The organism is Arthrobacter sp. D3-16, from assembly GCF_054408515.1.
The window spans coordinates 1735520-1757792 of record NZ_CP096437.1 but is presented as its reverse complement, the minus strand read 5'-3'; the positions used below and the strand labels follow the sequence as shown (position 1 = coordinate 1757792).

19 protein-coding genes and 1 riboswitch are annotated in these 22273 nt (G+C 65.7%); of the genes, 5 read left to right on the top strand and 14 right to left on the bottom strand.

Annotation, left to right across the window (positions count from 1 at the left end; translation table 11 throughout):
- Positions 1 to 38: 38 nt before the first annotated feature.
- Together M1D32_RS08365 and M1D32_RS08360 are read right to left on the bottom strand one after the other, a co-directional pair.
- Positions 39 to 914 (bottom strand): VOC family protein, encoded by an 876-nt coding sequence (locus tag M1D32_RS08365; RefSeq protein ID WP_458781775.1) that lies wholly within the window; start codon positions 912 to 914, stop codon positions 39 to 41.
- 102 nt (positions 915 to 1016) lie between these two features.
- Positions 1017 to 2099 carry an amidohydrolase family protein gene (locus tag M1D32_RS08360; protein ID WP_458781774.1) on the bottom strand — a complete coding sequence of 361 codons (1083 nt, stop codon included), beginning with the start codon at positions 2097 to 2099 and terminating at the stop codon, positions 1017 to 1019.
- Between the two features lie 103 nt (positions 2100 to 2202).
- Positions 2203 to 2310, top strand: a riboswitch (TPP riboswitch).
- Between the two features lie 15 nt (positions 2311 to 2325).
- On the opposite strand from M1D32_RS08360, the gene thiC reads away from it, so the two are divergent.
- The gene (thiC, locus tag M1D32_RS08355) at positions 2326 to 4137 is read left to right on the top strand and encodes a phosphomethylpyrimidine synthase ThiC (protein ID WP_458782140.1); all 1812 of its coding nucleotides are present in this window, start codon (positions 2326 to 2328) and stop codon (positions 4135 to 4137) included.
- Positions 4138 to 4206: 69 nt separating this feature from the next.
- Here the strand turns inward: thiC and M1D32_RS08350 are convergent, their stop codons facing one another.
- Together M1D32_RS08350 and ffh are read right to left on the bottom strand one after the other, a co-directional pair.
- Positions 4207 to 4941 carry an alpha/beta hydrolase gene (locus M1D32_RS08350; RefSeq protein WP_458781773.1) on the bottom strand — a complete coding sequence of 245 codons (735 nt, stop codon included), beginning with the start codon at positions 4939 to 4941 and terminating at the stop codon, positions 4207 to 4209.
- Between the two features lie 102 nt (positions 4942 to 5043).
- Positions 5044 to 6627, bottom strand: a complete 1584-nt coding sequence (gene ffh / locus M1D32_RS08345; RefSeq protein WP_458781772.1) for a signal recognition particle protein — start codon at positions 6625 to 6627, stop codon at positions 5044 to 5046.
- A gap of 84 nt (positions 6628 to 6711) precedes the next feature.
- Between ffh and M1D32_RS08340 the strand changes: the two genes are divergently transcribed.
- Positions 6712 to 8115, top strand: a complete 1404-nt coding sequence (locus tag M1D32_RS08340) for a glucose-6-phosphate dehydrogenase (protein WP_458781771.1) — start codon at positions 6712 to 6714, stop codon at positions 8113 to 8115.
- Positions 8116 to 8240: 125 nt separating this feature from the next.
- Here M1D32_RS08340 and M1D32_RS08335 read toward each other — a convergent pair whose 3' ends face one another.
- Together M1D32_RS08335 and M1D32_RS08330 are read right to left on the bottom strand one after the other, a co-directional pair.
- Positions 8241 to 8579, bottom strand: a complete 339-nt coding sequence (locus tag M1D32_RS08335; RefSeq protein ID WP_015937412.1) for a P-II family nitrogen regulator — start codon at positions 8577 to 8579, stop codon at positions 8241 to 8243.
- Positions 8576 to 9928 (bottom strand): ammonium transporter, encoded by a 1353-nt coding sequence (locus M1D32_RS08330; RefSeq protein WP_458781770.1) that lies wholly within the window; start codon positions 9926 to 9928, stop codon positions 8576 to 8578. The genes M1D32_RS08335 and M1D32_RS08330 overlap by 4 nt, the downstream gene beginning before the upstream one ends.
- A 226-nt stretch (positions 9929 to 10154) precedes the next feature.
- On the opposite strand from M1D32_RS08330, the gene M1D32_RS08325 reads away from it, so the two are divergent.
- Positions 10155 to 11408 carry an MFS transporter gene (locus tag M1D32_RS08325; RefSeq protein WP_458781769.1) on the top strand — a complete coding sequence of 418 codons (1254 nt, stop codon included), beginning with the start codon at positions 10155 to 10157 and terminating at the stop codon, positions 11406 to 11408.
- On the opposite strand, the gene ftsY is transcribed toward M1D32_RS08325, so the two are convergent.
- From ftsY to coaD, 7 genes are all read right to left on the bottom strand, one after another.
- Positions 11405 to 12613 carry a signal recognition particle-docking protein FtsY gene (ftsY, locus tag M1D32_RS08320; RefSeq protein WP_458781768.1) on the bottom strand — a complete coding sequence of 403 codons (1209 nt, stop codon included), beginning with the start codon at positions 12611 to 12613 and terminating at the stop codon, positions 11405 to 11407. The two genes, M1D32_RS08325 and ftsY, sit on opposite strands and share 4 nt — an antisense overlap.
- Positions 12614 to 12680: 67 nt before the next feature.
- Positions 12681 to 16268 carry a chromosome segregation protein SMC gene (gene smc / locus M1D32_RS08315; protein WP_458781767.1) on the bottom strand — a complete coding sequence of 1196 codons (3588 nt, stop codon included), beginning with the start codon at positions 16266 to 16268 and terminating at the stop codon, positions 12681 to 12683.
- A 133-nt stretch (positions 16269 to 16401) separates the two neighbouring features.
- Positions 16402 to 17376, bottom strand: coding sequence for a bifunctional DNA-formamidopyrimidine glycosylase/DNA-(apurinic or apyrimidinic site) lyase (mutM, locus tag M1D32_RS08310; RefSeq protein WP_458781766.1), 975 nt, complete (start codon positions 17374 to 17376; stop codon positions 16402 to 16404).
- 5 nt (positions 17377 to 17381) lie between these two features.
- Positions 17382 to 18110: a ribonuclease III gene (gene rnc / locus M1D32_RS08305; protein WP_458782139.1), complete on the bottom strand. Its 729-nt coding sequence runs from the start codon at positions 18108 to 18110 to the stop codon at positions 17382 to 17384.
- 21 nt (positions 18111 to 18131) lie between these two features.
- A complete protein-coding gene (gene rpmF / locus M1D32_RS08300; RefSeq protein ID WP_009356569.1) occupies positions 18132 to 18335 on the bottom strand; it encodes a 50S ribosomal protein L32 in 204 nt (67 codons plus the stop codon).
- 36 nt (positions 18336 to 18371) lie between these two features.
- A complete protein-coding gene (locus M1D32_RS08295) occupies positions 18372 to 18896 on the bottom strand; it encodes a YceD family protein (RefSeq protein ID WP_458782138.1) in 525 nt (174 codons plus the stop codon).
- 123 nt (positions 18897 to 19019) lie between these two features.
- Complete coding sequence (gene coaD / locus M1D32_RS08290) at positions 19020 to 19520, bottom strand: pantetheine-phosphate adenylyltransferase (protein ID WP_458781765.1); 501 nt, start codon at positions 19518 to 19520, stop codon at positions 19020 to 19022.
- A 43-nt stretch (positions 19521 to 19563) separates the two neighbouring features.
- Between coaD and M1D32_RS08285 the strand changes: the two genes are divergently transcribed.
- Both M1D32_RS08285 and M1D32_RS08280 read left to right on the top strand, forming a co-directional pair.
- Positions 19564 to 20793, top strand: coding sequence for an aminotransferase class I/II-fold pyridoxal phosphate-dependent enzyme (locus tag M1D32_RS08285; protein WP_458781764.1), 1230 nt, complete (start codon positions 19564 to 19566; stop codon positions 20791 to 20793).
- Positions 20793 to 21581, top strand: a complete 789-nt coding sequence (locus M1D32_RS08280) for a spermidine synthase (protein WP_458781763.1) — start codon at positions 20793 to 20795, stop codon at positions 21579 to 21581. The genes M1D32_RS08285 and M1D32_RS08280 overlap by 1 nt, the downstream gene beginning before the upstream one ends.
- On the opposite strand, the gene rsmD is transcribed toward M1D32_RS08280, so the two are convergent.
- On the bottom strand, positions 21578 to 22228 hold the full coding sequence (gene rsmD / locus M1D32_RS08275) for a 16S rRNA (guanine(966)-N(2))-methyltransferase RsmD (RefSeq protein WP_458781762.1): 651 nt from the start codon (positions 22226 to 22228) through the stop codon (positions 21578 to 21580). The genes M1D32_RS08280 and rsmD overlap by 4 nt on opposite strands.
- Positions 22229 to 22273 lie beyond the last annotated feature (45 nt).

Here is a 22273-nt window from a genome sequence, read left to right as displayed (position 1 = left end):
AGGCGGCCTACGGTTGCCCCGTAGCAGGTGCGGCAGCGTCAGCGGACCGCTACGCGGATCCGGTTGCGCCACGGATCCTCAAACCGCAGCTCCGCGCCCGTGTGGTGCGCCGGCAGTCCGGCGACCTTCAACCGATCCGCGAGCGCCCCGACGTCGTCTCCGGCCGGCACCTCGATGAGCACCTCACCGAGGCCGAGCGTATCCTTGCGGGGACCGGCGCCGCGGCTGTTCCAGACATTCATGGCCATGTGGTGGTGGTAGCCGCCGGCGGAGACAAACAACGCCTGCCCGTGCCAGCCTGCGGTTTTTTCAAACCCGAGGATTCCCACGTAGAAGTCGCGGGCCAACTGGACGTCGCCTACCTGGAGGTGGACGTGGCCCACTCCGGCCACGCTCCCGCGCTGGCGCTGAAGGGACTCTTCGGTGAGGTGCCGCTCGAGATACCGCTGCGGCGGCAGGGCGAGGCTGTCCATCACCACGTCAGTGCCGTTCCAGGACCAGTTGCTGCGCGGCCGGTCCCAGTAGAGCTCAATGCCGTTACCTTCGGGATCATTGAAGTAGAAGGCCTCGCTGACGAGGTGGTCGGCGCTGCCCGTAAAGGACCGCGGCTCGAACCGGGCGGCGGTGGCGATGGTGGCGGCGAGGTCCGCCTGGTTTTCGAACAGCAGCGCGGTGTGGAAGAGTCCGGCTTCTCCCCTGCCCGGGAGGTTCAACCCCGGAGCTGGGGCGAGGTGCACGAGCGGTTTCTGCAGCCGGCCGAGGTAGAGCCCGCCGTCCTGCTCGGCAATGACCTCAAGACCGAGGGCGCGCTGGTAGTAGTCCGTCATCACCTTCATGTCGCCCACCTTGAGCATCACGGTGCCCATGGTCAGGTCGGCAGGAAGAAGATCCTGGCTGATGGCTTCTGCAGTCATTGAACGCTCCTGGTGTTGGCGGCCGTCCGGATGAGGCTGCCTGTCACAGTTAAAATTACTTGAACCTTCAATTTATTCCAAGTGCTTTTCCTGAATGGGAAATCAGCGGATGACGCGGCCCCCGAGCACGACGTGCGCCAGTTCGCTGACCGTTCCAGGAGCCTGCCGCGGATCTTCCCGGCACAGCACGACGTCGGCACGGGCGCCCTCCTGCAATCCCTCGGCACCCAGCCAACTCCGGGCACCCCAGCAGGCGGCGTCGAGGGCAGCGGCCATTGGCAGGCCTGCACGGTGAAGGGCCAGAATCTCATCGGCGATCCTGCCGTGCCGTATAACGCTGCCCGCATCGGTACCGGCGTAGATCTGCACTCCTGCTTCGTACGCCTCCAGTACCCGCTCCGCCCGGCGCTCCCACAATGCCCGCATGTGTGCGGCGTACCGGGGAAACTTGGGCTCCGCCTGGGAGGCGATATCCGGAAACGTCGCGATGTTGATGAGGGTGGGCACAATCGGAACGCCCTGCTCGACGAACCTGGGCAGATGCCGTGGCAGGAGCCCAGTGGCATGCTCGATGCAGTCGATCCCGGCGTCCAGCATCTGGTCCAGCGTTTCTTCGGCAAAGCAATGGGCGGTAATCCGCGCGCCTTCATCGTGCACCGCCTGTGCGGCGTCCCTGACGACGGCGGCAGGAAAGGACGGCGCCAGGTCACCGGCGCCGCGGTCAATCCAGTCCCCCACGAGCTTGACCCAGCCGTCGCCGTCGCGGGCCTGTTTCCGGACAGCTTCCACCAGGCCGTCCGGTTCAACTTCCTCGGCGAAGCCCCGCAGATACCGCCGGGTCCTGGCAACATGCCTGCCGGCCCGGATGAGTACAGGGGCGTTCGGGCTGTCCTGCAGGAAGCGGGTGTCAGCAGGGGAACCGGCGTCCCGCACCAGCAGTGTTCCAGCGTTCAGGTCGGTTCTGGCCTGTTCCTCCGCAACTGCTGCCTCCACCGCCCCACCGGCTCCCAGCCCGATATGGCAGTGGGCATCCACGAATCCCGGCAACACCCATCCGTCCAGGACCGTGCGCGGTTCCCCTGCCGGCCGCTGGAATGTCAGCCTGCCGTCAACGGACCACAATCCCCGCCGCTCGCTGTCCGGCCCGGTGAGGACGGTTCCCGTGAAGTGGACGATCTCTGCCATGGATTTACCTCTTTCCCGCCCCGACAGGCTAGCACCGCCGCATGTGGCAGGAGCCCTTCGGCCTTGTCCCACCCTGGCCCTCCGGGGTCTGTGGTAGCTTTCATCTTGACCACACGGGTGCCCCTGCAGGGGCTGAGATCGGGCTGACGCAGCCTGCGACCGTTGAACCTGTCCGGGTAATGCCGGCGAAGGAAGTGAGTAAACCTTGAGTACACCCATTGCACCGTTGAACCCTGCCCACACTCTGTCCGGTACGGCGGAAGGCGGCCAGGACCAGGCTGCTGTCACGGAGTCGCTGAAGTCCCATTCCCTGGCCTTTGTCCGCGATGCCGCATCCGGCATACAGGTGCCCGTTACGGAGATAGCCCTGGCGCCTTCACCCAACGGCGACTCCAACGGTCCGTTCCGGATCTACCGCACTGCCGGCCCGGGGGGCGACCCCGTCCGGGGCCTCAACCCGTTCCGCTCACCATGGATAGAAGCGCGCGGCGACACGGAAACCTACGGCGGCCGCGGCCGGAACCTGCTCGACGACGGCCGCTCGGCTGTCCGCCGGGGTGCGGCCAGCGTGGAGTGGAAGGGCGCCCGTCCGGTGCCCCGCCGCGCCGTCGAAGGCAGGACGGCGACGCAGATGCACTACGCACGGCAGGGCCTCACCACCCCCGAGATGCGTTTCGTGGCGCTGCGGGAGAACTGCGATGTGGAACTGGTCCGCAGCGAAGTGGCCGCCGGCCGGGCGATCATTCCGAACAACATTAATCATCCCGAGTCTGAACCGATGATTATTGGCAAAGCCTTCCTGGTGAAGATCAACGCCAACATTGGCAACTCTGCTGTCACCAGTTCCATTGCCGAAGAAGTGGACAAGCTGCAGTGGGCCACCCAGTGGGGCGCAGACACCGTGATGGACCTTTCCACCGGCGACGATATCCACACCACCAGGGAATGGATCATCCGCAACTCACCCGTTCCGATCGGCACCGTCCCCATCTACCAGGCCCTCGAGAAGGTTAACGGCGAAGCAAACGCGCTGACGTGGGAAATCTTCCGCGACACCGTCATTGAACAGTGCGAACAGGGCGTGGATTACATGACCATTCACGCCGGCGTCCTGCTCCGGTACGTTCCCCTGACCGCCAACCGCGTGACGGGCATCGTGTCCCGTGGCGGATCGATCATGGCCGGCTGGTGCCTGGCGCATCACCAGGAAAACTTCCTGTACACGCACTTCGATGAGCTCTGCGAAATCTTCGCGAGGTACGACGTCGCGTTTTCCCTGGGCGACGGCCTGCGGCCGGGGGCAACGGCCGATGCCAATGATGCCGCGCAGTTCGCCGAACTGGACACACTGGCCGAACTGACGCAGCGTGCCTGGGAATACGACGTGCAGGTGATGGTGGAAGGCCCCGGCCACATACCGTTCCACCTGGTCCGGGACAACGTCGAACGCCAGCAGGAGCTGTGCAAGGGCGCGCCCTTCTACACTTTGGGCCCGCTCGTTACCGACGTGGCGCCGGGGTACGACCACATCACCTCAGCGATCGGCGCCACGGAAATCGCCCGCTACGGAACGGCCATGCTGTGCTACGTCACTCCGAAAGAACACCTGGGCCTGCCTAACAAGGACGACGTCAAAACAGGAGTGATCACGTACAAGATCGCAGCGCACGCCGCAGACCTCGCCAAGGGCCACCCGGGGGCGCACGAACGCGATGACGCACTGTCCAAGGCACGCTTCGAATTCCGCTGGCGGGACCAGTTCGCGTTGTCCCTGGACCCGGTGACCGCCGAGGCCTTCCACGACGAGACCCTCCCCGCGGAACCCGCCAAGACAGCGCACTTCTGTTCCATGTGCGGTCCCAAGTTCTGTTCCATGAGGATCAGCCAGGACATCCGGGACGAATACGGGTCAGCGGAGTCGCAGGCAGCGGTGGCGGAAATGGCAGCAGGAATGCGGGGAAAAAGTGAGGAATTCCTTGCAGCGGGCGGCAAGGTCTACCTCGCGGAGCTGGCTGTTCCGGTGAACGACCGCCCGTAGCTGCACCACAATTTCCGTCCGGCAGGCTATTGGGGGCCTGCCGGACGGGGAAGCTGCCCGCGGCAGGCCTCAGGAAGCCCTGGCAGGCTGGCTCCTGCTGACCCCGCTGATGAAGGAGCGGATGATGCGGTCACCTTCCGGGGAGTCATGGGGCCGGTGCCCTCCCGCCGCCGTGCGGTGCAGGGAGCCGGTCTCACGCAGGTAGCCGGCAATCTCCTCGTAGAGCGGCTCCCATCCCCCGGTGAGGACCAGGGTGGGGACGCCGGGAACAATGTGCAGCGGAGCCTCCCAGGAAGGAGCCTGCAGGCGCAGCCTCCTGGCGGACCGCTTCTCCTCCGCTGTGGCCGGCTGCTGCAGGTCCGTGGCATAGACCCGCCGGACGAACTCGCGCTGGAAATCCTGGTCGCTCATGTGGTGCCGGGCCTCGAACAGGGGTTGCATCAGCTTGATATGGGCCGCCGTGGCCGGCAGTTCCGCGGTGAGCGACAGGCAGGCGGGCTCCACCAGGGTCAAGGACAAGACAAGGTCGGGACGTTCGACGGCGGCCATCATCGCTGCGATGGCTCCCTGTGAGTGCGCAACGACGTGTCCGCCCGCGGCGCCCCTGCCGTCGTCGGCAAGGGACTGCAGCACAATGGCGGCGTCCTCCTCGAAGGAGGACTCAACGGGTTCAGCCACAGGATGGTACCCGTGGCGGCGCAGGAACAGTGCGTCATAGGACAGTGCCATACCGTGCTGGCGCGGCCAGGCCGCAGAGCCGAAGCTGCCGGCGCCGTGCACGAACACTACCCTCTGCTTGAACATGACCCAACCCTATTCGACGGCACCGATAACCCAGGAGAGTAACGCCAAGTGTCGTTCTGACCGCTCAAAACGAGGCTTGGCGCTACCAGGCAGCAGATGTGGTTACTGGCCGAGGAACTTGTCGAAACCCTTGGGCAGGTTCAGCTGCGAGGGATCAAAGTCGCCCGGCTGCTGGCCAAAGGCGGCCCCGGTGGGCAATGCCTTGGCTGCGTTCGCACGCCGGGCCTCGGCCTCCTTGCGTTCCTGGGCAGCCTTGGCGGGGTTACCTGACTTGGCCTTTTTCTTGGGGGCGTTCTTGGCGTTCTTCCGCGCGCCACCGCCCGCACCCGGCATGCCGGGCATACCAGGCATTCCGGGCATGCCGCCCTGGGCCATCTTCTTCATCATCTTCTGGGCCTGCGCGAACCGCTCCAGGAGGCCGTTGACCTCGGAGACGTGCACGCCGGAACCGCGGGCGATGCGGGCGCGGCGGGAGCCGTTGATGATCTTGGGAGCGACGCGCTCATGCGGCGTCATGGAGCGGACGATTGCTTCGACACGGTCGATTTCGCGCTCGTCGAACTGCTCAAGCTGCTGGCGGATGTTTTGCGCGCCCGGCATCATCATGAGCATCTTCTTCATGGAGCCCATGTTGCGGATCTGCTGCATCTGCGCCAGGAAGTCGTCCAGGGTGAAGTCTTCCTGGTCGGCGAACTTCTTCGCCATCCGGGCAGCTTCATCCTTGTCCCAGGACTTCTCGGCCTGCTCAATGAGCGTGAGGACATCGCCCATATCGAGGATGCGGGACGCCATCCGGTCCGGGTGGAAGAGCTCGAAGTCGTCCAGGCCTTCACCGGTGGAGGCGAACATCACTGGCTTCCCGGTGACTGACGCAACGGAAAGTGCGGCACCGCCGCGGGCATCGCCGTCGAGCTTCGACAGGACGATGCCGGTGAAGTTGACGCCCTCATCGAAGGCGTGCGCCGTGTTGACGGCGTCCTGGCCGATCATGGCGTCCAGGACGAACAGCACTTCGTTCGGCACGATGGCCCGGCGGATCTGCCGTGCCTGCTCCATCATGTCGGCATCAACGCCGAGGCGGCCGGCGGTGTCCACGATGACAACGTCGTGGAGTTTCTGGCGGGCTTCCTCAACACCGGCGCGGGCAACCTCGACGGGGTCGCCGGCCGGGTGCTCAAGCTCGGTGGAGGTGGCACCGGGGTGCGGCGCGAACACCGGAACCTTGGCGCGCTGGCCGACTACCTGCAACTGGGTGACGGCGTTGGGGCGCTGCAGGTCGCAGGCCACCAGCATGGGGCTGTGGCCCTGGGCCTTCAGCCATTTGGACAGCTTCCCGGCGAGGGTAGTCTTACCGGCGCCCTGGAGGCCGGCCAGCATGATGATGGTGGGCCCGTTCTTGGCCAGGCGGATCCGGCGGGTCTCGCCGCCGAGGATTTCCACCAGCTCCTCATTAACGATCTTGACGATCTGCTGGCTTGGATTCAGGGCCCCGGAAACTTCGGCACCCAGGGCGCGTTCGCGCACCCGGCCGGTGAATTCACGGACAACGGGAACGGCAACGTCCGCGTCCAGCAGGGCACGGCGGATCTCCCGGACTGTGGCGTCAACGTCCGCCTCCGTGAGGCGGCCTTTGCCGCGGAGATTCTTGAAGGTTGCTGTCAACCGGTCAGAGAGTGAATTGAACACGCGCCGTGCACTTCTTTCAGTGGATGATCAGGACTCGACTATCTAGGGTACCAAGTCGGGCCCGCAAGGTGGCATGCTGGCAAAATGACGAGCCAAACAACAGTGAAAACCCTGCTCATCCTCGGTGCTTCCGGCGACCTTACCGGGCGGCTGCTCCTGCCCGGCCTGGCGCGGCTTGTGGCCACAGGCCGCGCGGCAGGGCTCCGTCTCGTGGGGGCCGGCTCCGATTCCTGGACCCCGGAACAATGGCGGGACAGGGTCCGTACGTCCTTCGCGGCCTCCGCAGAGTCGGCTTCCCCCGAAGGCCTGCGGGCATTGGAGGACCTGGAAAAAGAGACCGTCTACCACCAGCTGGATGTCACGGCCGGCGTCGCGCTTGCATCGCTGCTCGCCAGCCTTGAGGGGCCCACGGCCGTCTACTTTGCCCTGCCGCCCAGGATCAGCCAGCTGGCCTGCGAAGCCCTCCGGCCGGACCAGGTACCGTCCGGAACGAGGCTGGTGATGGAAAAGCCCTTCGGTTCCAGTGAGGAGTCCGCCCGCTCGCTCAACCAGACGCTGGTGCGCCTGGTACCGGAGGACCATATCCACAGAGTGGACCACTTCCTGGGCAAGGCCACGGTGCTGAACATCCTGGGCCTGCGCTTTGCCAACAACTTCCTGGAGCCCGTGTGGAACCGTGAGCACGTGGAGAAGGTGGAGATCATCTTTGACGAGGACCTCGCGCTCGAGGGCCGGGCCCGCTACTACGACGGTGCGGGTGCGCTCCGGGACATGATCCAAAGCCACCTGCTCCAGATCATGGCGCTGATGGCGATGGAGCCGCCGTCGAGCATCAGCGAACGGGACCTGCGCGACGCCGTTTCCACGGTCCTGCGGGCGGGCAGCGTCCCCGCTCCCTATGCAGCTTCCACCCGCAGGGCGCGATACACGTCCGGGACGGTGGCCGGGAAGGAAGTGCCGGACTACGCGAAGGAGGACGGCGTGGACGCGTCGCGGGGAACGGAAACCCTGGCGCAGATCCAGGTGGGGATTGATAACTGGCGCTGGAAGGGTGTTCCATTCATCCTTCGCTCCGGGAAAGCCATGGGCGTGAAGCGCAAGGAGGCCGTGGTGACGTTCAGGCCCGTCCCCCACCTTCCCAAGGGTTTCACGGGGGTGGATTCGCCGAACCAGCTCAGGATCGGTTTCGGACCGGACACGCTCGAATTCGACGTCGATGTGAACGGGCCCGGCGAAATCCTCAGCCTCAGCCGGGTCACCCTGGAAGCGGAACTGAGCGCCTCCGAACTCCTGCCCTACGGTGAAGTGCTGGAGGGCGTTCTCACCGGCGATCCGCTGCTCTCAGTCCGGGGCGATACGGCAGAAGACTGCTGGCGGATTGTGGAGCCTGTCCTGAAGGCCTGGCAACAGGGCACCGTCCCGCTTGAGGAGTACGACGCCGGATCGGCCGGGCCCTCGGAACTGTCCAGTAGCGTGCGGGCCGGGTAAAACGCGGGCGTCCCCAGCGGGTGCGCCGAGCAGCGGACATAAGAGGGCACAACGGAAGAGCGGGCGGGAAACCCTTCCGGTTTCCCGCCCGCTCTTCCCTGGCTGTTTTCCTGCTTGTCGCCCGCCTAGATGGCGGCGACTCCCCGTTCCCCGGTCCGGACGCGCACTGCCTCAAAGACGTCCATGGTCCAGACTTTGCCGTCCCCGGCCCGGCCGGTGTTTGAGCTTGCGATGATGACATCCAGGATGTCGTCGGCCTGCTCGTCGGTGGCCAGGACTTCCACCCGGATCTTCGGCAGGAGGTCCACGTTGTACTCGGCTCCGCGGTACACCTCCGTGTATCCGCGCTGCCGCCCGTAGCCGCTGGCCGCGCTGACCGTCAGGCCCTGTACGCCGTAGGCTTCCAGTCCTTCCCGGATGGCTTCGAGCTTTTCCGGCCTGACGATTGCGGTGATCAGTTTCATGCCCCCACGCTTTCCTTGCCTGTTGTTGATTCGGTCTTCCGGGCGTCCCCGGCGGCCTCGGCAGCCTCCGGCTGGGTCTTGCCCGTAATCATGTCGTGCAGCGGCTGGAAGCTTCCGCCGTGTCCGCCGACGCCGAACTCGTAGGCGGTCTCGGCGTGCAGGCTGAGGTCCACACCCACCGTTTCCTGTTCCTGCGAAACCCGGAAGCCCATGGTCTTGTGGATCGCCAGGGCGATGATGGCCGTGAGGATCGCCGAGTAGGCGATGGCGATGCCGGCAGCTGCGAGCTGGGCCCACATTTGGGTCATGCCGCCGCCGTAGAAGAGGCCGCCGCCCACGCCGTCTGTGGGCAGTGCGATGAAGCCCAGGGCCACGGTGCCGATGATGCCGGAGACCAGGTGAACGCCGACGACGTCAAGTGAGTCATCGAAGCCCCAGCGGAACTTCAGGCCGACAGCGAGGGCTGAGGCCACACCGGCCACAACACCGAGGCCGAGGGCGCCGACCGGGCTGACGTTGGCGCAGGCGGGGGTGATGGCCACCAGGCCGGCGACAACACCTGAGGCTGCACCCAGTGAGGTGGGGTGGCCGTCGCGGATACGTTCGGTGACAAGCCAGCCGAGCATGGCGGCAGCAGGTGCGGCGAGCGTGTTGACCCAGATGAGGCCGCCCTGCTCAGCAGTGGTGGCGGCGCCGCCATTGAAACCGAACCAGCCGAACCACAGCATGGCTGCGCCAAGCATCACAAACGGGATGTTGTGAGGGCGGTGGTTGGGATCCTTGCCGAAGCCCTTGCGGTTGCCGATGATGAGGACAAGTACCAGTGCGGCTACGCCTGCGTTGATGTGGACCACGGTGCCGCCGGCGAAGTCGATGGCCGGGCCGAGTGCCTGGCCCACGGCGCCTTCAGGACCGAAGAGTCCGCCGCCCCAGACCATGTAGGCCAGAGGGCAGTACACCAGGGTGACCCAGACGGGAACGAAGACGCTCCAGGCGCCGAACTTTGCCCGGTCCGCGATGGCACCGCTGATGAGTGCGACGGTGATGATGGCGAAGGTGGCAGCGTAGCCGATCTTGATCATTCCGTCAGGAGTGTCGATACCCTCGAGGCCGAAGGTGGCGAACGGGTTGCCGACGATCTGCAGGAACCCGTCACCGGAGCTCATGGAGGCGCCCCACAGGACCCAGACAACGCCCACCATGCCGATGGAGATGAAGCTCATCATCATCATGTTCAGGGCGGCCTTGGCACGGGTCATGCCGCCGTAGAAAAATGCCAGACCCGGCGTCATCAGCAGCACGAGGGCTGCCGACACCATGATCCATACGTGACCTGCGGTAAGTTCCATGGTGCACGTCCTCTCTGGTCGAATATTGCGGAGTCCTCCGCCTGCCAACGCCTTTTTGCGTCCTGTAACGAGTTTGTCCGCGCCGTGTTTCGCCCACGGAGGATTTAGATTGCCGGCCTGTTACAACAACCTCTAGGAAGTAAATGGTGCATATCGCGCTTGTTACGGTTGTGTTTCATCGTTTCCGCCGACCCCCGGCCCTCCAGATTGCAAGGATTTGCGCATCATGACGGCACCACCCCGCGGCAGCGGCGCCACTTCAAGGATCCTGGCCCGGCTGCGGCCGCAGCGGGAGCGGCTACCCCGCGATATTAAGGTGATGCTCGTCGCGGCGTTCCTGATTGCGCTGGGATTCGGGCTTGTTGCGCCTGTATTGCCTCAGTTCGCCACCACGTTCGGGGTGGGCAACACCGAGGCATCCGTGATTGTTGCCATCTTCGCGTTCATGCGGCTCGTGTTTGCCCCGGCGGGCGGCAGCCTCATCGGGCGGTTTGGTGAACGCCCTGTCTATGTGGCCGGATTGCTGATTGTGGCAGTATCCACGGCGGCGTGCGCGTTCGCCCAGGATTACTGGCAGCTGCTGCTTTTCCGCGGGCTCGGCGGCGCGGGGTCGGTGATGTTCACCGTGGCGTCCATGGCCCTGGTGATCCGGTTGGCACCGCCGGAGAGCCGGGGCAGGGTGTCCGGCGCGTACGCGTCAGCGTTCCTGATCGGCAATGTCTGCGGGCCGATTGTGGGCGGGCTGCTGGCCGGATTCGGCCTCCGGGTACCGTTCCTGGCGTATGCCGCAGCCCTGATCGTTGCCGCCCTGGTGGTCCAGACGCAGCTCAGCCATCAGCGCCGCGGGTCGGGGGAGGCGCAGCAGCGGGCGCCGGAGATGAAGCTTGGCGAGGCCCTGGCGACAGGACCGTACCGGGCTGCGTTGATATCCAGCTTCGCCAACGGCTGGGCCAGTTTCGGCGTACGCATGGCCACCGTTCCCCTGTTTGCCGCTGCCGCCTTCGGGGCCGGGCCCGAGGCGGCAGGGCTGGCCTTGGCGGTGTTCGCCGCAGGCAACGCCGTGGCGCTGACCTTCTCAGGCCGGCTCGCGGACAGCATGGGGCGCAAGCCCATGATGATCTCGGGCCTGCTGGTGGCTGCCGCTTCCACTGCCGGTATCGGCTTCGCCGGTGAGCTGGCGTGGTTCCTGGCAGCCTCGGCGCTTGCCGGCGTCGGCTCCGGCCTGTTCGGGCCCGCCCAGCAGGCCGCCGTCGCCGACGTGATCGGCAACGGGCGGTCCGGCGGCAAAGTCCTGGCGGTGTACCAGATGACATCCGACGTCGGGGCGATCGTCGGGCCCGTGCTGGCCGGCCTGCTGGCGGACCGCCTCGGCTACGGCTGGGCTTTCGGCGTCACCGGCGGCGTCCTGCTGGTTGCCGCCTGCAGCTGGTTAAGCACGCGCGAGACCCTTCGGGCAGGCAAAGCCGCGGACGGGCGCTAGTTCAGCAGTGCGTCCACAAACGCTTCAGCCTCGAACGGAGCAAGGTCGTCAGCGCCTTCGCCCAGTCCAATGAGCTTGACTGGCACGCCGAGGGTCTTCTGGATGGCGACGACGATGCCGCCCTTGGCCGTGCCGTCCAGCTTCGTCAGGACGATACCGGTGATGTTGACAACTTCCGAGAAGACTCGGGCCTGGCTCAGGCCGTTCTGGCCGGTGGTTGCATCCAGCACCAGGAGGACCTCATCCACCTCGGCCAGCTTCTCAACCACGCGCTTGACCTTCCCCAGTTCGTCCATGAGGCCGACCTTGTTCTGGAGCCGGCCTGCTGTGTCGATCATCACCACGTCGACTTCCTGGTCGATACCGGCCTTCACTGCCTCGTAGGCAACGGATGCCGGATCGGCACCCTCGATGTCCGACTTCACGGTGGGGACGCCCACCCGCTGGCCCCACGTGGCCAGCTGCTCAGCGGCCGCAGCACGGAAGGTGTCCGCGGCGCCGAGGAGCACGTCCTTGTCTTCCGCCACGAGCACGCGGGCGAGCTTGCCCACGGTGGTGGTCTTGCCGACGCCGTTCACGCCTACCACCATCATGACGGCCGGCTTGTCAGCGTGGCGCTGCACGTTCAGGGTTCGGTCCATGGTGGGGTCCACAAGCTTGATGAGTTCCTCCCGGAGCAGCACCTTGACCTGCTCCGGAGTCCGGGTGCCCAACACCTTGACGCGCTCCCGCAGGGCGTCCACAAGCTGCATGGTGGGCTCGGTGCCAAGGTCCGCCAGGAGGAGGGTTTCCTCCACTTCGTCCCAGACGTTCTCGTCGATCTGGTCGCTGGAAAGCAGTGCGAGGAGGCCCTTGCCCATGATGTTGTTGGAGCGGACCAGCCGTTCGCGAAGGCGGATGAGGCGGCCGGCAACGGGCAGCGGCGTCTCGACCGGGATGACTTCAAGGCCGGCTGCATCGTCCGGCACCGTGGTGGTGTCCAGACCCTCCAGGTCGACGCCGTCGGGGGCCCGGCGGTCGGTTACCGGGGCCGGACTGTCATCGACCGCTGTGCTCCCGCTCCGTGGCAGGACGGGGTCGTTCGCATCCCGCGTGTCCGGGTACTGGGTGATGTTCTTCCGCGTCTTGAGCAGGACCGGAATCAGCCCGCCAATAACCGCCAAGGCAGCAACAATGGACAAAATTATGGGGAGGATGTCATTCACTCCCCTAGCTTCTCATAACGCAGCAGGCGTTACGGGCGGCGCCGGGGCGGCCCTGGGGACAGCGCGCCTACACCTCGGCGCCCAGGCGCTGGCTGATGACGGTTGAGACACCGTCGCCCCTCATGGTCACGCCATAGAGCGCATCGGCTACTTCCATGGTCCGCTTCTGGTGGGTGATGACGATGAGCTGGCTGGACTCCCGGAGTTCCTCGAAGATGGTGATGAGGCGGCCAAGGTTTGTGTCGTCCAAAGCGGCTTCCACCTCGTCCATCACGTAGAACGGCGACGGCCGGGCCTTGAAGATCGCAACCAGCAGGGCCACTGCCGTCAGGGATCGTTCACCGCCGGACAAGAGCGAAAGCCGCTTGATTTTCTTTCCGGCAGGGCGGGCTTCCACTTCGATGCCGGTGGTGAGCATGTCCCCCGGATCGGTGAGTACCAGCCGTCCTTCACCGCCGGGAAACAACCGGGCGAAGACCCTGGTGAACTGCGCCTGGGTGTCCTCGAAGGCTTCCGTGAAAACCCGCTGGACGCGGTCATCCACTTCCTTGATGATGTCCAGCAGGTCCTTCCGGCTGGCCTTCAGGTCCTCCAGCTGCGAGCTGAGGAACTGATGGCGCTCCTCAAGCGCGGCGAATTCCTCAAGCGCCAAGGGGTTGACCCTGCCCAGGCTGGCGAGGTCGCGTTCTGCTTTGCGAAGCCGTTTCTCCTGCTCCTCCCGGACGTAGGGCTTGCCCTCGATGATGTCCGCTCCGGCGGCGTCCACCGGTGCGCGCAGGGCGGCCCACTTGTCGCCGTTTTCTTCGGCAGGGACCGGAACGGGGACCTGCGGCCCGTAGTCCGACACCAAGGCATCGGGGGTGATTCCGAGTTCATCGATGGAACGGCTTTCCAGGGCTTCGATGCGGCCCCGTTGCTGGGTGCGGGCGAGTTCATCGCGGTGAACGTTGTCCGTGAGCTCGGCAAGTTCCCGGGCGAACAGGTCGTTCGCGCTCCGGAGGTGCAGCAGTTCCTTGTCCCGCTGTTCCCTGTTCTCTTCAGCAAGGTCGCGTTCGTGCCTTGCCAGGTCCACGGACAGATCCATGTACTGGAGTGCCAGTTCAACTGCGGCGGCCACAGCGGCAGCGCGTTTCGCCTGGGCCCGGCGGCGGCGGGCGCGTTCGGCTGCTTCCTCCCGGGCACGGCGCTCGGTGGCAGCGGCCCGTTCCAGCGAATCAACCCGGTTCCGGGTTGCTGTTAGCTGCTCTTCGGCGCTGCGCAGCGCCAGCCGTGCCTCCACCTCGGCGGCACGGGCTGTGGAGGCTGCCTGGGCGAGGGCATCCCGGTGTTCGGTGGAGGGCTCCTGTTCCAGGGGCGCCTCCTGGGCTGCGGCAAGCCGCGCCGCCACGGCGGCGAGTGCCTCCTGCTCTGCCACGACGTTCGCTTCGGCTCGAGCCAGTGACGCCGCCAGCCGGTCGCTTTCGCCCACTGCGCTGCGGAGTACAGAGTTGAGGTGGCCGAGGCGTTCCGCCACGGCCGCCAGCCTGGCATCTGATTCGTGCAGCCGGTCGAGTGCCGCATCGGCGCGTTCCTGCGCCTCCGCACGCCGCGCCTCTGCCCCGGCAAGGGCGAACCTGTTCCGCTCCAGCTCGGCCGTGACGGACGAAAGCCTGCTCTCGGCGTCGTCCACGGCGGCTTGGACTTCAAGGAGCGACGGCGCCTTCGCGGAGCCGCCCGTGGCTGAAACCGCAGTGAAGACGTCCCCTTCCCGCGTCACCGCGGTGATACCGGAGCGTGCGGACACCAGCGCTGCGGCCGCCCGGACGTCGGTTACGACGGCGGTGCCTGCGAGCAGGTGCCTCACCGCCGGGGCTGCGCGTCCGGCGTCCTGCACCAGGCCCGCGGCCCATCGGGCACCTTCCGGCAGGGGCGGTGCTTCATCCGCCTCCGCTCCGTGCGCGGCGCCCCCGGCATGGAGCAGGAACGATGCCCGCCCGGCGTCGTCGTCCTTGAGGAGTTGAACCACACCGGCGGCTGCCTCATGGTCTTGTACGAGGACGGCGTCCGAGGCTTCCCCCAGGGCAGCGGCTATCGCCGTTTCATAGCCGGGTTCCACCGCCAGTTCCCCGGCGAGGGTGCCAAGTACTCCTGCCAGTCCGGAGTCGAGGACGTGCCCTCCCCCGTCCTTCCGGTTGAGCCCAAGTTGAAGGGCGTCACGGCGCGCCACCAGGGCATCACGCTTGCGGATTCCCTCGCTGACGGCCGCCTTGAAGCCGGAGATCTCCTGAAGCACTGCATCGAGTGCTTCACTGGCCGCCTCATAATCGGCGTCAAGGGATTCCTCCCCTTCTTCCACGCCGGCCACCTGGTTTTCCAACGCCGTGAACTCGGACTGGGCGCGGGCACGCCGTTCCGCCCCGGCAGCCTGGGATTCCCGGAGCCTGCCCAGCTCGGCTTGCGCGGATTCCACCCGTGACCTCGCTGCAGCCACCTGGCCGGCCAGCCGGGCCAGTCCTTCACGCCGGTCAGCGGCTGCCCGCAGCACCGCAGTGAGCCTTTTGTCCTCTGCCAGTGCGGCTGCCTCTGCCTCCGCCTTCGCGGCGCTGGCGGCCTCAAGGGCACTTCGCATACTGAGGATGTCACGTTCGAGCCCGGCAAGTTCCCCGCGGACCCGTGCGGCCTGCCGCTCCAGCTGCTCAGGATCGCGGCCCGCTGCCGGGGGCTCCGCCGACCCGAGCAGGCGGGTGCGTTCCTGCGCCAACGTACCGAGGGAACGGAACCGTTCACGCGAGGCCGTCAGCCGGTACCAGGTGTCCCTTGCCGCGTTCAGCTTCGGGGTTGCTTCCGCGGCCAACTGCTCCAGGGCAGCCTGATGCCGGCGCCCGGTTTCCAGTTCCTGCTCGACGGCGGCCCGCCGGGATTTCAGCGCGGCTTCGTCCGCGACGTCCTGCGCCAGCGCTTCCTGGAGCTGGACGAGGTCATCAGCGAGCAGCCGCGCCCTGGCATCGCGGACGTCGAACTGGACGCGCTGGGCCCGCCGGGCCACCTCGGCCTGTTTACCCAGCGGGGTCAGCTGGCGCCTGATTTCGCCGGTCAGGTCAGTGAGCCGCTGCAGGTTGGCCTGCATGGCTTCCAGCTTGCGGACTGTCCGCTCCTTGCGGCGCCGGTGTTTGAGGATTCCGGCGGCTTCCTCAATGAAGCCCCGGCGGTCTTCGGGGGTGGCGTGGAGGACCCGGTCCAGCTGGCCCTGGCCCACAATCACGTGCATCTCCCGGCCCAGGCCTGAGTCAGACAGCAGTTCCTGGATGTCGAGCAGCCGGCAACCCGCGCCATTGATGGCGTACTCGGAACCGCCGGCCCGGAAGAGCGTCCGCGAGATAGTGACTTCGCTGTACTCGATGGGCAGTGCACCGTCAGTGTTGTCAATGGTCAGCGACACGTGTGCACGCCCCAGTGGGGGCCGGCCCGACGTTCCGGCGAAAATGACGTCTTCCATCTTGCCGCCGCGCAGGGTTTTGGCCCCCTGCTCCCCCATGACCCAGGCAAGGGCGTCCACTACGTTGGACTTGCCGGAGCCGTTGGGGCCCACTACGGCGGTTACACCAGGTTCAAAATTGAAGGTGGTGGCGGACGCAAACGACTTGAACCCCCGGACGGTCAGGCTTTTGAGGTGCAAGGCTTTTGGATCTCCTGGATGGCTGGGACGGATGCTTCCCTGCACCAAATCTACTGCTTACCGGTGAAATGGCCCGGATTGACGGGCCACTGCTCCTGCGCGACGGCACCGGGACGTCCAGCCTGCCTTCCTGTTACCAGCGGCCGTTGCGGGGACGGGGCTGGCACACGGGGCAGGTGTGTGAGGACCGGTTCATGAACTGGTCCCGGCGGATGGTGGCGTGGATTCCCGCAGCGGCGCACCGCTTGCACGGCTGCCCCTCCCGCCCGTAGGCGTTAAGGGCCCGGTCAAAGTATCCCGAGGCGCCGTTGACGTTCACGTACAGGGAGTCGAAGCTGGTTCCACCCGCAGCCAAGGCATCCAGCATGACCTCCCGCGCGCTGCCCAATACCCTTTCAGCGTCGGCGCGGCGCAGGGTGTCAGTAGGCCTGGCGAAGTGGAGACGGGCGCGCCACAACGCCTCGTCGGCATAGATATTTCCGATGCCGGACACCAGGCCCTGGTCCAGCAAGGCCCGCTTCAGGCCTGTTTTGCGTTTGCGGAGGCGGCGATAGAAAAGGTCAAAGGAAAAGGCCGGATCCAGGGGGTCCCGTGCAATGTGGGCTGCTTCTTCCGCGATGAGCGGAAGAGGCGATTCTGCGAGGCCGCCCGGACCGCCGTCGTCCGTGGGGACCAAAGCGGTGACGAACAGGCCACCGAAGATCCGCTGGTCCACGAACCGCAACTGTTCCGGCATGCCTTCGCGCGGCCTCAGCCGGATCCGTACCTTGAGGTGTTTCTCGTCCGCAACGCAGCCATCCTGCATCAGCAGCTGGCCGCTCATGCCAAGATGGGCCATCAGCGCCACTTTCGGGGGGCCGTCACTGTCACCCGGACGTGGCCCGCCAGGACGGGCGGAGGCATCAAGCAGCGGCATCCAGAGGAACTTGCCCCGCCGCACGACGTCGGCCACGGTTGCACCTTCGAGGTTTCCGATGAAATCCTCGGTGCCCAGTGCGTGACGGCGGATGGAGCGCTGGTCCAGGACTTCCACGTGTTCGATGGTCCTGCCGCGGACCCAGCTGACCAGGCCGCGGCGGACCACCTCAACCTCAGGAAGTTCGGGCATGTCGCCTACTGGGCAGCGATCGAACCGGCCGACTTGCCCGCCGGCGCGGAACCGGCGCTGCCGGTGAGGGCACGCCAGGCGTCGGCAGCAGCTTCCTGCTCCGCTTCCTTTTTCGAGTGGCCGGAGCCCTTGCCGTAGGCCGTGCCGCCAATGTGCAGGACGGCGGCAAATATCCGCGCGTGGTCCGGGCCGGAGCCCTCTACCGCGTAGTGGATGGTTCCGAGCTGGCGGCTTGCTGCGAGTTCCTGGATGCTGGTTTTCCAGTCGGTTCCGGCACCCAAAGCGGCGGCGTCCTTGAGCAGGGGCCCGATCAGCCGCATCACCAACTGGCGGGCGGTCTCGATGTCGTTGGACACGTACGTGGCACCAATCAGCGCTTCCATGGTGTCCGCCAGGATAGAGGCCTTGTTTTTGCCCTCGGTCAGCTTTTCGCCCTGCCCGAGGTAGATGTAGTCGCCAATGCCGAGGCTGCGTCCGATGCCGGCGAGGGCACGGGTGCTGACCACGGCGGAGCGCCGCTTCGCAAGGTCGCCTTCGGGCAGGTCAGGATTGTCCCGGTACAGAGCGTCCGTCACGGAGAAGCCAAGAATGGAGTCCCCGAGGAATTCAAGCCGCTCATTGGTAGGGATGCCGCCGTTTTCGTAGGCGTAGGAACGGTGTGTGAGCGCAAGACGAAGCGTCCCGGCGTCAATAGAGACACCGAGACGCTTCAAAAGCTCTTCAGTTGAAGACATCATGTCAGCCGGAGGGGCCGATTAGACGTCCGCGACCTTGCGGCCCTTGTACTCAAGGAACAGCGCGGTGCCGGCCGAGTCGGTGACAACCTTTGCCTGGTGCGGCAGGCTGTAAGTAACCTGGCCGTTCTCCACGGTCTTCACCAGGTGGGGGGCGGTCGCCTTCCACTGCGAGCGGCGGGCGCGGGTATTCGAGCGAGACATTTTCCGCTTGGGAACAGCCACGGCTAACTCATTTCTCTCTAGACAAACACGTACAAATCAATTTTGCCGGTCAGGCTTAGCCATATCAGCTAGGGCAGCCCAGCGAGGATCCAAGACCTCGTGGTGGTGCCCCGGCTCGTCTTCCAGGCGAACTCCGCATTCGGAGCAAAGGCCCTGGCAGTCTTCCCGGCACACCGGCTGGAACGGCAGATTGGTGACAACCGCGTCCCGCAACACCGGTTCAAGATCGATTACATCGTGCTCGACTCGACGTTGCTCTTCATCATCTTCTTCGTCCGAAAGCTCTGCGCCTTCATAGAAGAAAAGTTCTTGCACATTGACCTCAAGGTCATACGCAAGGGGATCCAGGCATCGCCCGCATTCACCGGTTACTTCGGCAAGCGCGGTTCCTGATACCAGAATTCCTTCGTGTACGGCCTCAAGCCTCAGATCCAGCTCGATATCCGAGCCTTCCTGAACACCAATAAGCGCCACACCAAGATCACTTGGTGCGGGTACATGTTCCTTCAGTGTCCGCATGCTTCCCGGACTGCGTCCGAGGTCCTTGACGTCGAACGCCAGGGGCGAACCAGCATCTCGTTTAATGAGAACTCCTGTTGAACATATGACCGACGTACCATCTTAGCCTGAAGAGCCGCAGGGACTCAAACCAGGTAGCCGGCGGCGCCGAAGTACCCGACTAGCCTACCCTCTTGGCTGCTGTTCGGGCGCCGACTCGCCTGCAAGCATTCTCCGGTGCACGGACCTGGGCACGTAGTCCGAAACGCTGCCGCCCAGGCTCGCGACCTCTTTGATCAGGGTGGAGGACAGATGGACGTAGTGGGCCTCGGCCGGCAGGAACACTGTTTCCACGCCGCTGAGCTGGCGGTTCATGGTGGCCATGGGGAGCTCGTAGTCGAAGTCCGAAGAGGACCTCAGGCCCTTGACGATCGCGGAGACGCCGCGCTGCCGGCAGTATTCGGCGAGGAGACCTTCCCCAACAGGCTCCACCACGATTCCCTTCAGCAGGGCCAGGGTTTCACGGGCCATTTCAAGGCGTTCATCCAGGCTAAACCTGTACTTCTTGGCCGGGTTGGTGGATACCGCAACGATGACCTCATCAAAGAGGCCGGCAGCCCGTGCAATAACCTCGAGATGGCCGTTGTGGATGGGGTCATAGGATCCGGGGCAGACAGCTCGTCTCATGCTCCGAACCTACCCCATGAAAAGGCCGGGATACCATGACTGGATGCATCCACGACGGGAAGTTTCCACCCCCTTGGCCCCCGCCCCCTGGCAGCGGACCGCGCTCGGAGCCAACCTCCTGGGGCCCGGCGGCGGGCTGGGAGTCACCATCTTCGAGGAAATGACGGCCCTGGCGGTGCAGACCGGTGCGATAAACCTTGGTCAGGGCTTCCCGGACGAGGACGGGCCGCTGGAGATACGTGAAGCGGCCCGAGCAGCCATCGCATCCGGGCAGAACCAGTACGCGCCGGGGAAGGGCCTGCCGGAGCTCCGGGAAGCAGTGGCTGCGCACCAGGCAAGGTTCTACGGCCTGTCCCCCGATCCGCAGACCGAAGTGATCGTTACCACCGGCGCCACCGAGGGCATCGCCGCCTCCCTGCTGGCTTTTGCAGGACCAGGCGACGAGGTACTGACCTTTGAGCCGTTTTACGATTCCTACGGCGCAGTCATTGGCCTGTCCGGGGCCACGCACGTGACGGCTCCGCTGCTGGCTCCGGATTTCATGCCTGACTTTGCCGCGCTGGAGGCTGCCTTCAACGCGCGGACCCGGATCGTGTTGCTGAACAACCCCCATAACCCCACCGGTGCTGTGTTTCCGCGCCCTGTTCTGCAGCGCGTCGTCGACCTGGCCCGGAAGCACGACTGCCTGATCATCACTGACGAGGTGTACGAACATCTCACCTTCGGCGACCGCCACGTCCCGGTGGCATCGCTGCCAGGGGCCGGTGACCGGACCATCACCATTTCCTCGGCCGGCAAGACGTTCTCCCTGACCGGGTGGAAGATTGGCTGGCTTACGGGCCCCGAGGAGCTCGTGTCCGCTGTGCGCACGGTCAAGCAATTCCTCACCTATAGTTCGGGCACGCCGTTCCAGTCGGCCATTGCCGGCGGGCTTGGCCTGCCGGACGCCTTCTACACCGATATTGCGGCCACCTTGAAGCACAAGCGCGACATCCTCAGTGAAGGCCTTCGGGCAGCCGGTTTCACCGTTTTCGCACCGCAGGGAACGTACTTTGTCAACGTGGACACCGCGCCGCTGGGCATCCATGACTCGGTGGACCTGGCCCGCAGGCTCCCCGGCCTGGTGGGCGTGGCCGCCATCCCGGTCCCCGTTTTCTGCCACCCCGAAGGTGCTGAAAGGACACGCAGCCTCCTTCGGTTCGCGTTCTGCAAGAAAACCGAAGTCCTGGAGGAAGCGGCTGCCCGGCTGGCAACCCTCAGCGGACGGCTCTGATGGCGGCCGGGAACGATAGACGGGCGGAACGGTTCCTCCGAACCACCGGACAGCACGCAACCATCGCACCGGACGCCTTCACGGACGGCAGCTACGTGCTCAGCATCGGCGGGGCAGAGCAATCACATGTGAATTTGGCACAGCCGGACGAGATTTTTTACGAGTACCTGCGGCGGATCGGCCACCTCGTGGATCTGGCCGCACCTCCCGGAAAGCCTGTGACAGCACTGCATTTGGGGGCAGGGGCACTGACCCTGGCCCGCTATATCCAGGCGACCAGGCCGGGCTCCGCTCAATATGCGGTGGAACTGGAACGTGAACTGCTGGACTTCGTCGTGCGCCAGTTGCCCCTCCCGGAGGGGACGGACCTGAGCACCATCATCGGAGACGCCCGCGGGGCACTCGCGGAACTCGAACCGGGACTGCGGTTCGACGTCGTTATCCTCGATATCTTCTCCGGGCCGGAGGCCCCGGCCCACCTTGCCTGCAGGGAGTTTTACAGCGAGGTACGGGAACGGCTTACCCCGCGGGGGCTGCTGATTGTCAACGTGGGCGACGAACCGGGCCTCACCCTGGTCCGCAGCCAGGTCGCGGCGATGCGGCAGGCGATGGGCGATGTAGCGGCGCTGGCCGAAGCAGGCATGTTCGAGGGCCGCTACCCGGGCAACATCATCCTGGCCGGCACCCAGGCGCCCTGGCCGGAAGGCTGGTCCGAAGCATTGGCAGCCCGCGGACCGCATCCCGCCAAAGTTCTTGCCGGCGTGGACCTGGACGCGCTTTCGCCCTAGTCCTGATCAACCTGGTCCCGATCAACCACGTCCTGGTCCACCAGGCCCTGGTCAACGACATCCGGGTCAACGGCGTCCGGCACAAAAGGCTCTGCGTACCACAGCCGGGTCTCACCGTACTTTTTCTCCGCGAACCGGGCCAGGCCGCCGGGCCAGCCAGGCTCCGGGGAGCGGGACGAGCGTTCCACCACCACCACAGCCGCCGGCGAAAGGTGGGCAGCGAGCTTTTCGAGCACCGCGGACAGCGCGACCTCCTCCAGCGGATAGGGCGGGTCCAGGAAGACGAGGTCCCAGATTGCCGTGGCCGCGGCGCGTTCCAGGAAAGGCTCGACCTTCGACCGGTGGACCGTCACGGCTTTGCGGCCCAAAACCCCGTTGATGAGATCGGCGTTGCGCTGGCAGACTGCGCTGGCCTTGGCGTCGAATTCCACCAGGTCCACGGTCTGCGCGCCCCTGCTTCCGCTCTCCACACCGAGCGAACCTGAGCCGGCGTACAGGTCCAGGACCCGCGCACCGCTGATGACGCCGAAGGCGTCCAGCCTCGAGAACAGTGCTTCCTTCACGCGGTCCGTGGTGGGCCTGGTCAGGGAACCCGGAACAGCCTGCAGGGGCGTCCCGCCGGCGGCCCCGGAGATGATGCGGCTCATTCGGAACCACCGCTTCGGACGCCGTAGACTCTGGATTCAACCGTG

Bases quoted from the DNA above. Each gene is read 5' to 3' on its own strand.
- M1D32_RS08365 (WP_458781775.1), bottom strand. From the start codon at position 914: ATGACTGCAGAAGCCATCAGCCAGGATCTTCTTCCTGCCGACCTGACC.
- M1D32_RS08360 (WP_458781774.1), bottom strand. From the start codon at position 2,099: ATGGCAGAGATCGTCCACTTCACGGGAACCGTCCTCACCGGGCCGGAC.
- M1D32_RS08350 (WP_458781773.1), bottom strand. From the start codon at position 4,941: ATGTTCAAGCAGAGGGTAGTGTTCGTGCACGGCGCCGGCAGCTTCGGC.
- M1D32_RS08340 (WP_458781771.1), top strand. From the start codon at position 6,712: ATGACGAGCCAAACAACAGTGAAAACCCTGCTCATCCTCGGTGCTTCC.
- M1D32_RS08335 (WP_015937412.1), bottom strand. From the start codon at position 8,579: ATGAAACTGATCACCGCAATCGTCAGGCCGGAAAAGCTCGAAGCCATC.
- M1D32_RS08330 (WP_458781770.1), bottom strand. From the start codon at position 9,928: ATGGAACTTACCGCAGGTCACGTATGGATCATGGTGTCGGCAGCCCTC.
- M1D32_RS08325 (WP_458781769.1), top strand. From the start codon at position 10,155: ATGACGGCACCACCCCGCGGCAGCGGCGCCACTTCAAGGATCCTGGCC.
- mutM (WP_458781766.1), bottom strand. From the start codon at position 17,376: ATGCCCGAACTTCCTGAGGTTGAGGTGGTCCGCCGCGGCCTGGTCAGC.
- rnc (WP_458782139.1), bottom strand. From the start codon at position 18,110: ATGTCTTCAACTGAAGAGCTTTTGAAGCGTCTCGGTGTCTCTATTGAC.
- coaD (WP_458781765.1), bottom strand. From the start codon at position 19,520: ATGAGACGAGCTGTCTGCCCCGGATCCTATGACCCCATCCACAACGGC.
- M1D32_RS08285 (WP_458781764.1), top strand. From the start codon at position 19,564: ATGCATCCACGACGGGAAGTTTCCACCCCCTTGGCCCCCGCCCCCTGG.
- M1D32_RS08280 (WP_458781763.1), top strand. From the start codon at position 20,793: ATGGCGGCCGGGAACGATAGACGGGCGGAACGGTTCCTCCGAACCACC.
- rsmD (WP_458781762.1), bottom strand. From the start codon at position 22,228: ATGAGCCGCATCATCTCCGGGGCCGCCGGCGGGACGCCCCTGCAGGCT.